The sequence below is a fragment of the Flavobacteriales bacterium genome (assembly GCA_019694795.1).
Taxonomy (GTDB): domain Bacteria; phylum Bacteroidota; class Bacteroidia; order Flavobacteriales_D; family UBA2798; genus UBA2798.
The window spans coordinates 1-8,722 of sequence record JAIBBF010000082.1 but is presented as its reverse complement, the minus strand read 5'-3'; the positions used below and the strand labels follow the sequence as shown (position 1 = coordinate 8,722).

The 8,722-nt window shown below is 37.2% G+C and carries 6 protein-coding genes; 3 read left to right on the top strand and 3 right to left on the bottom strand.

Going from position 1 to position 8,722, the window contains the following annotated elements:
* The coding region (locus tag K1X56_14095) for a hypothetical protein (protein MBX7095849.1) at positions 1-1,692 on the bottom strand (1,692 nt) is incomplete at its 3' end.
* A 68-nt stretch (positions 1,693-1,760) separates the two neighbouring features.
* Between K1X56_14095 and K1X56_14090 the strand changes: the two genes are divergently transcribed.
* From K1X56_14090 to K1X56_14080, 3 genes are read left to right on the top strand one after another with little or no spacing between them, the layout of a single operon-like run.
* On the top strand, positions 1,761-2,321 hold the full coding sequence (locus tag K1X56_14090) for a hypothetical protein (protein ID MBX7095848.1): 561 nt from the start codon (positions 1,761-1,763) through the stop codon (positions 2,319-2,321).
* Entirely contained in the window at positions 2,314-2,709 is a 396-nt protein-coding gene (locus K1X56_14085; protein MBX7095847.1) for an SRPBCC domain-containing protein, read from the top strand. The genes K1X56_14090 and K1X56_14085 overlap by 8 nt, the downstream gene beginning before the upstream one ends.
* On the top strand, positions 2,709-3,647 hold the full coding sequence (locus tag K1X56_14080) for a PHB depolymerase family esterase (GenBank protein MBX7095846.1): 939 nt from the start codon (positions 2,709-2,711) through the stop codon (positions 3,645-3,647). The genes K1X56_14085 and K1X56_14080 overlap by 1 nt, the downstream gene beginning before the upstream one ends.
* A 3-nt stretch (positions 3,648-3,650) precedes the next feature.
* On the opposite strand, the gene K1X56_14075 is transcribed toward K1X56_14080, so the two are convergent.
* Positions 3,651-8,276 (bottom strand): hypothetical protein, encoded by a 4,626-nt coding sequence (locus K1X56_14075; protein ID MBX7095845.1) that lies wholly within the window; start codon positions 8,274-8,276, stop codon positions 3,651-3,653.
* A gap of 93 nt (positions 8,277-8,369) precedes the next feature.
* A partial coding sequence (locus K1X56_14070) for a hypothetical protein (protein MBX7095844.1) occupies positions 8,370-8,722 on the bottom strand: 353 nt, incomplete at its 5' end.

Genomic DNA, 8,722 nt, shown 5'->3' with positions numbered 1-8,722 from the left:
TAAATCGTAACGGTACAAATAGCTACCGGTCGAAATCCAGATTTCCTGGTTTTCTCCGTACATGGAGCGGATGGTGTTGGATGCATTAAATACATCCCGGTATTTTCTGGATACAAAGCGGCCATCTTTTAATTGAATTATTCCATCGTCGCCACTTGCACACCAGACATATCCGTTTGCTTTGCATAAATGTCCCGTAAAAATTTCTTGCTTGTTTTCATCAACTAAATAGTTAGTTGAACCGTTGAAATAATAAATTAATCCATTGTTTAATGCGCAATAAACACCTTTGTCATCGTGTATCAAATCTCTTCCGCCTAACTCTAAAATGTGACTTCCCGGAAACTCCTCACCTTCTTTCAGATCGTTGATGCTGACCTTTGTAAAATGGGTTGGACTAACCATAAACATGGTATCGTTTAAAATGGTAAGACTTCTGGCATTTGAATAATTTAATGGGAATCCAGCTTTTTTTGTCAACGTATCATAAATAAAAAGTCGTCCTCTTGAAATATATATTTTGCCTTTGTATTCTTCCGCATCTTTTACGGTTATTCCGGAAATGTTATTGATTTCATCCAATGATTCAATCATGTTTTTTTCCGGATATGCAATTCCCACCGTACCATAATAGGCTCCAAACAATATTTTTCCGGAGGATAGCTTTTTAACCAGACGCAATTCCTTATCGCTTTTATAATTGTCCTCCAAATGAGGTCGTGTAATCCGTAAATCAGGTATTACATGTATGCCTGAGTTGAGTCCCGTAAACCAGAAATTTCCTTCGCGGTCTCTTATCACCGAGGTGATTTTAGTTCCAAAAAAACAGGTATGGAATGGATATGTAAATACAACGATATCGTACAAGCAAAAAGAACCAACTGAAGTGGCGGTCCATAAGCGATGTTCATTGTCCTCATAAAACATGTAATTCCTTACCTGGGTGGGATTAATAAAGCGGTATACCTGTTTCATTTCACCGTTGTCCGGGTTGATTTCGTAAATCCGGTTTTCGATGCTAGGCAGTACTTCACTTCTTAGAAGATATAATTTTTCTTTCCAAACGAACAGTCTATGCTCTTTATAGCTAAGGGTGGCACTGGAATCTCCCTTCACTTTTTGAATTTTTTTTTCGGAAGGATTAATATCCCAAAGACCTGTTCTTGGAATATCAACCCATAAGCGATCTCTCCATTTAATCATTTCTGATCCGTAGACAGGATTGTTTTCATTTTGTTCCATTGGAATGTCGAGTATTATTTTTCCCAATGAATCATAATGCTGCAATCTAAAGCTGGTCATTTTCCAGAATCCGTTTTCTCCGTCATAACATGTTATATAAATTTCTTTGTCGGAAGAGAAATCTGAAATTAGGTGTAGTGTATCGGTTTTAAGGCAAAGGATTTGCCCCGAAAAATTTTTGCACCACAAATTCCCGGAGTTGTCGATGAACAAACTGGACAAGCTATTGCTGTTTTGTTTTTCGGTACGGTAGGGTTTAAAGCGGGCGCCATCATACCGGAACAAACCCCCATCGCATCCGATCCACATATAACCTTTCTGGTCCTGAATAATCTGGTAAACTTCTGAACTGGGGAGACCATCTTCTTCCGTAATGGAATAGTGAAAATTGAATTGAGCAACAGCAATATTTTGCAGCAGGAGAAAAAGGCCAATCCAATAGTTCGACATAATTCAAAAATAGTTAAATACTTTTCATTTATGTAGGGCTTGGACGTTGCTTTTCTTATTTTTGAGGAATGGATGCTATTCAACATTATCTGGATTTGTGCCGCGAGGTTCCGTTGGTTGCCAAGTATGGAAAGGGCATTCCCGAAGATTCGTTTTTATTTCAGTTAGCCGATCTCGTTTTAAATCATTCGCAATTGGTCTGTTTTAAGAACAAATTCAGAATTACGGATGCTGAATTGTATATTTCACAGGAAGGTCATTTTGATCCTTTCACCTTTGGTGCAGAAGGAAAAAAAGCAGGAGATATACAGAGTAAAGCGGGACATTGGTTTTTGCATGGACCCGGAATGGAGTTTACCTTTGGAGAGCCAACGCGATTTAGAGCGATTTTGATTCGCGGCATCATTCCCGTGGAAGGTAAAGGCGAAGTTTCGGATGGTCCGTGGGACACCAAAGAACAGTTGCTGCGGTTATGCAATAACGACCTGGCTAAAAATCTTAAAATGGAATGGACCGATTTTCCCGCCGAAGAAATTCAGTTTTCCGAGCGCTTTAATTTAACCCGTAAAATAGATCCTCGTTTTGCTTCTTTACCTTATCGTTTTTATATAAAAAAATATCATGCCTGACTTTAAAAAATACTACATCATTCCGGCATCGCCCGAGGATGTTTACAATGCATTAACCAATCCATTTACCCTTGAAATATGGACCGGTGAAAAAGCGGAAATGTCGACCGAACCCGGTTCGGAATTTTCTCTTTGGGAAGGAAGCATTGTTGGCAAAAACATTGAATTTGAAGAGGGCAAAAAGATTGTTCAGCAATGGTATTTTGGTGAAGAAGGAGAACCTTCCATAGTAACCATCAAATTACATCCGGATAAACGCGGCACATCACTCGAGCTTCGTCACACCAATATTCCCGCAGATGATTATAAAGATTTTGCGCAGGGTTGGGATGAAAGTTACATGGACTCTCTGATTGCCTTTTTTGAACAAACCGAATTTGGTGATTAATGCAGAATTGGATTTTAGCTGTTGTTTTAGTTCTGGTATGTTCCACTAGCCATGGACAATTACAGGAGATAAAAAATTTCGGAGATAATCCCGGAAATCTTAAAGCTTTTTTATTTGATCCAATTCCTAAAGGTGATACAATTGATCGTCCTTTATTAGTTCTGCTCCATGGATGCAATCAGGATGCAACTACCATTCTTTATGAAAGTGGCTGGGATAAACTGGCTAAAGAAAAAGGCTTTTATGTGTTGTGTCCGGAACAAAAACTACTCAATAATACCACCCGTTGTTTTAACTGGTTTCTCGATTCCGATAATCAAAAAGATAAAGGTGAATTGCTATCGATTAAAAACATGATCAACTATGTTTTTAGTTATAGAAAAATTAATCCGCGTCAGGTTTATTTTCACGGACTTTCAGCCGGAGCATTTATGTCGGTAGCTTATGCAGCCAATTACCCGATGGATGTTCGCGCTGCTGCTATTAGCGCAGGTGGTCCATATGTTGGTTCGGTAAGTTTGCGGGATTTGGGACAAAAACACCATTTTACAACTGACGAATGGCGCCAAAAGATTCAGCAGATTAATCCGGAATATCATGGTCCATGGCCAAAATTAGTTATCCTTCATGGTGAAAAGGATAAGGTGGTCAATATTCAGTATTCCTATGAACTAAGCACTCAATTTTCTGCACTGCAGCAAATCGAATATTCTTCTTCTTTAAAGGATACCGTTCGTTATGGAAAAATCGAATTGCACAGGGAGTTTTACCTGAAGGAAAAGGACACCTTGATTTCCTGCATATACATGAAAGATCTGGGACATGTATTACCCATTGATCCGGGAAATGGTCCTTTACAGGGAGGTAAAACCGGTTTGTTTTCGGTGGATAAGGATTGGTTTAGTACGCGCTATGTAATGCAGCTTTTAGGTTTGTAATCCTTATTGTTTTTTAACTCCCTTCGGATTTTTTAAATCAATTAAAAACTCCTCTCCTTTTGAATTGGTGATTTTTGCTTTGTGGTTATCAGGATCGTCGGTTACCAGTTCAATGGTTAATTGTTGAAATGGAAAGAGAACTTCTCCCGTTTTGATGTTTCTTATTTCGTAAAAGTCAAGATCTTGCCCCTTAACGTTTACCATTTTATAGCACAGACATAAAGGAGAATAATTAAAAAGAGATGGTGATTTATCACTGAATGGAATCAGCGTTTTTCCTTTTTTATCAGTTAAGCTGTATTTTTCATTTTTCTTGATTACAAAGTACAGTTCGTTATTGTAATCGTCCGATTCGGTTGTGATCATATCGAAGGATTGTCCCCCGAACATTTTGTTCCCTTGTTGATCGTAAATCACATATTTATCTGAAGTTTCACCGGCATAACCAATGAAAGAAGCATGATAGATATTTTGAAGATTCGTGTTCTCTGCTTTAACCAGCCATTTGTTCTGCTTAAGATTTGCCACTCCGATTTTCCCGCTGCTGTCTTCCGCAAAAGCTAATTCATTGAATTCCGGATGAACAAGAGAAACCGGATAATAGGGAACGTGTGTTTCATTTACCAGATTAAATTGCGGATCACGTAATAGATCAAACTTTACGAATCCCTCATTTTGTTTTTTACAGAACAGGAAACTATCCTGAACAATGCTGAAGTTGCTATATGCTTTTCCCAAAAAAGTGTTTCCTGTTTTTAAGTCAAGCAGTTTATCATCTGCCAATGCAAATCCTGAGGCTAATATCGGATATGAAATTTGATTAAACAGGGGTTTAGCGTAAAGTCCGGTCACCAAATCAAAAACACCTGTTTTGCCATTCTTAACTATTATTATTGCACCGGAATCGTAGCGTGAAATATAAGCGGCCGAATCCGGCAGTTCGAAATCAGCTTCCTGAAATTTTATATCTGAATTTCTAATGACAATCGTTTTTTTATCGGAAGCTCTTTCTACCAGCATCAGGTTTTCTTCCGGGTTGACGATTGATTTTGAATAGTTAAGTTGTTCTATGATTTTACCATTAAGATCAAATTCAACAAGACATTTTTTATCGTTGCAATAACCTAAAAATGAATTATAAAGCACGCCATTATCATACAATGTAAAGGGAATAGCTTCTTTATTTATTTCCAGTTGTGAATTTTTCTCTTTAACACGCAGAATTTCGCTGCTTGTTCCCTTTGGACTACCAACAAATACCGCGTTTAATTCCGGGTCATTTTCATAGTTTAATTGCCAGCTTTGAGCAGGCCATTCCCAGAGTAAGGATTGTTTATTGTAACAATGGTAAACGGAATAATTGTTTGCCGATCCTTTTAACCTATATAAGAGATAATCATCGAAATTAGGTATGGTATTAAATTCAGCGATGAATGGAATTTTAAATAATACTTCATCGTATGGAGAACAGAGTAAGGTTGTGTTTTTACTGTATTGTATACGGTACATTAATCCATTTAAACTTAAAACGGAGGATGAGTCGACCAGTATTCCGTTGGATGTCCATTTTCCGTTATTATAATGCAAGATGTAATAAGAGAAATTGGAATTATTTCTAACCATCCATTCATCGTCTGCTTCTTCGGATGGAATAATGGAATACGTGCCTTCTGGTATGGGATTGATTCTTAATTTTTCAGTCCCGTTTAAATCTTTTAAACTAAAAACACCTCCGTTGTTTTCTGTGATGAAAATCTGATTTTCTATTTTTTCGAAGTGTTGTTTTCCGTTAATAATGATTTCCGGGGCATTGGCAGAAAATAAAATGGATTGTTGCGGGGAATACACCATTAGACTTTGATCGCTCATATGTTTGATGTACGAAGAGTCTCGTGAGTAGTCAGCAATTTTTTCACCGTTTAAATGAAACACTTCCATACGATCATTGCCTTCGATATAAAAGAAGGGGTATATATAGCTGGATCCGTTTTTATAATAAGTGGTTAATTGAGGAACATTATATTCCAATTCTTTTTTGGTAATGGTCCCCTTTTGCATGTTGATATATTCCACCCGGTTACTGTCGATACTCCAAGGAACACTGATGCATTGTTGATCTTCCGTAGAATAAAGTTCATCTCTGAAATGATGTAACGTTGCAGTGATTTTTGATTTCCCCTCATGATCGATAAAGAATGCTTTTAGTTTTACTGATTTTACGCCGTTTTCATTTTCAATTTTATATCCTAACAACCAATTTCCATAGAGGGCATATACCGGCAGGAATTCATCAGGTAACTGATAGGGTTTACCATTAAAGTATAGCTGAGATTCGGGGATGGTAAACATCGAATATTCTTCTTCCACATAGATGTCTTCTGCCAGCTCCATGTTATCGTATACATATGCTGCCGGTTTTTTCTTTTGCACTAGCATGAAGCCCGGAATGGAGTACATGGCATAGCGGTAGATGTCTTCTGATAAGAGATTTAGATTTTTATCATAAAGATTTTGTTTGCCGTTTACATCGGTGTTTATGATATAATCGCCTGCAACATCAATTCGAAAGAGCTCCGGTTTTTTTATTTCTTCTGAGTTCATCCATATATGTAGCTGCGAGCTGATAGTAGAATGGGTGATTTTTTGATAGTCAGCAATGTTTTCTATTTCATAGATTTCACCAAACTCGTCGTAATACACAAAGGGCCACTTTATTTGAAAGCCATGATTAAAAAACCAGGTTTTACCAATGACGCTCAAACTGAAAAAATCATTTCCCGGGGAAAAGTTTTCATCCTGATTGATGCTTACTGAAGTCAAATTTATTAATGCAGCATGTGTAAGCATTGAACTGTTTTCAAAAGCAAAACTGTTGTTTACAATAATATATCTTCCATCCTGCGAAGTTTTGAAACTTGTATAAGCTACATCTGCAATTTTTTCGCCGTTCAATAAGAATGCACCGGCTAAATTGTTTTTGATGGGGAAAAGCAAATTTGTATTGGGGTAAAAGAAAATGGTGTCATATAGATTTTCAATAAGCCATCTGCCCTGCTTTAAAGAGAAAATTCCAGTTCCTGAATTTGTTTTAATCAGGTAAGTCTCCGGAGTGATAAGGTTTATTCCGAGAATGTTTTCGTTCAACAACTTTCCCCAAAAATTCTGATTGGCTTCCGGATAATTGTTTTGAAGTCCGTCTTGTTCAACAAGCGTAAACAAAGTGTCTTTCTTCTCGGTGCTTTTATATAATAGGATTTTCCCCTTATACTGCATAATGGAATTTTGATTCAAAGAATGAAGTCTGATTCTTCCGGTATTCATATCATAAACTAAACTTTTCGAAATCTCAGGTGTAAATGAAACATTAAAACGAATTTCATCCGGATCCAGCATATAGGCCGTTCCATTTTCCTCCACCAGGTTAAATCCATCAGGAACGGGGTCATATATTTTTTCGCGGTAACGTTGCAGGTAAATTTGATTGTTGACAATGCGTACAAACATTTCTTCCTTTTTTCCGTAGGTATAGTCGGGTAAATTATATGGACTTTTTTTCCATCTTTTATTGCTGAATAAATAGGTTAAATTCCCTTTATTCGTTTGAGCAAGCCAATGATTGTTTTCTAAACGGGAAGAAGACATTAAATGCAAACTATCGTAGTCAAAGGGCATTATTTCTTCAAAGAATGAATTGATCATCCCTGCTTTTTTGTTTTTTACGGCCAAAATATGATCATAATCGATTTCATATAGAAAATCGTAAATGGGTTCGGCTTTCCATTCCCAGCTTAAAAAATTAAACACACCTACTTTATCTTTTTTTCTGATGATGGCCGATTCGCAATAGTCAGTAAATAGACACTGTACATTCGTATCCAGGATTACGGCGTCCTCCATTCCAGGAATCTTTTGCAACAAGGAAGGATCACGCATGAAATCGGTTATTTTTTTGTCAGCAAAAACAACTTCCTCTTTCTCCGGATCAATTAAGCTAAAACGTAATTGATCATTTAATCGGCTTTCTGAGCGATAACATAGCAATTGTTTACCGCATACTCTGTAATAGGAAAAATTATCGGGGACATTCAGTAGCTTTTTTTTACTCAGATGATAAATAAAAAACTTTTTCTCTGAGGGGTAATTGGGTGGATAAACGGGATTTCCATTTAGATCCAACGAATCCAAAATATCACCTTCAGGAGTGATTACTTGAATTGGGAATGCAGCACTTTCCTCTGCGCTGTATGAGGAGTGAACTAAATATTTTCCCAGAATGGAAGTTTTTTCCAACTGAGCATACATGCCGAGGTAACTTTTTAGAGTGGTGGTATCTAATGATCTCCAATTCCCGGGAATTTTTTCATCTTCTTGATACCAATGTCCATCTATCCGAAGTAATTCTTTTTTTTCGTATGGACTAATAAAAATGCTAGCCTTAATCAATTCACGACTGGCTTTTGCAGATTGATTTTCTATTGTATAGGTTGGATAAACTTTGTTTTTTTCAATCCTTATTCCATGGACAGAAGGGATGGAGTCACTATTATTGTTTTGTGCAAATCCAGTAGATAATTGCAGTGCAGATAACATTAGTAATGTTAGTCGATACACTTGTTTTATGCTATTCATAACCATAAAAAGAGATTTCTGAATGAAAATACAAAGACATAATGCATTCTATGTCGTTTAGATACAAAATCACCTAAAAATAGGGTAAACAACTTATGATTGATTCCTTTTTTTTGCCCCCCGAATAGCCTCGGCTGTCCATGGATCTTCCGGCCAGGAGTGCCTTGGATACCGAATCCTCAATTCTTTTCTGATTTCCTGATACGTGTTGTTCCAAAACGAACGAAGGTCTCTGGTAATTTGTACCGGTTTATATCCGGGCGACAATAAATGCATAAGCACTTCTTTTTTCCCTTGGTTAACTGTTGGGGTATCACTTAAACCAAAACATTCCTGCAACCGAACGGCAAGGATGGGATAGGATCCATCAGCCTGATACTGAAGTTTAATTTCAGATCCGCTTGGGACTTTCAGTTTATCGGGACAAATCCGGTTTAATTCCTGCA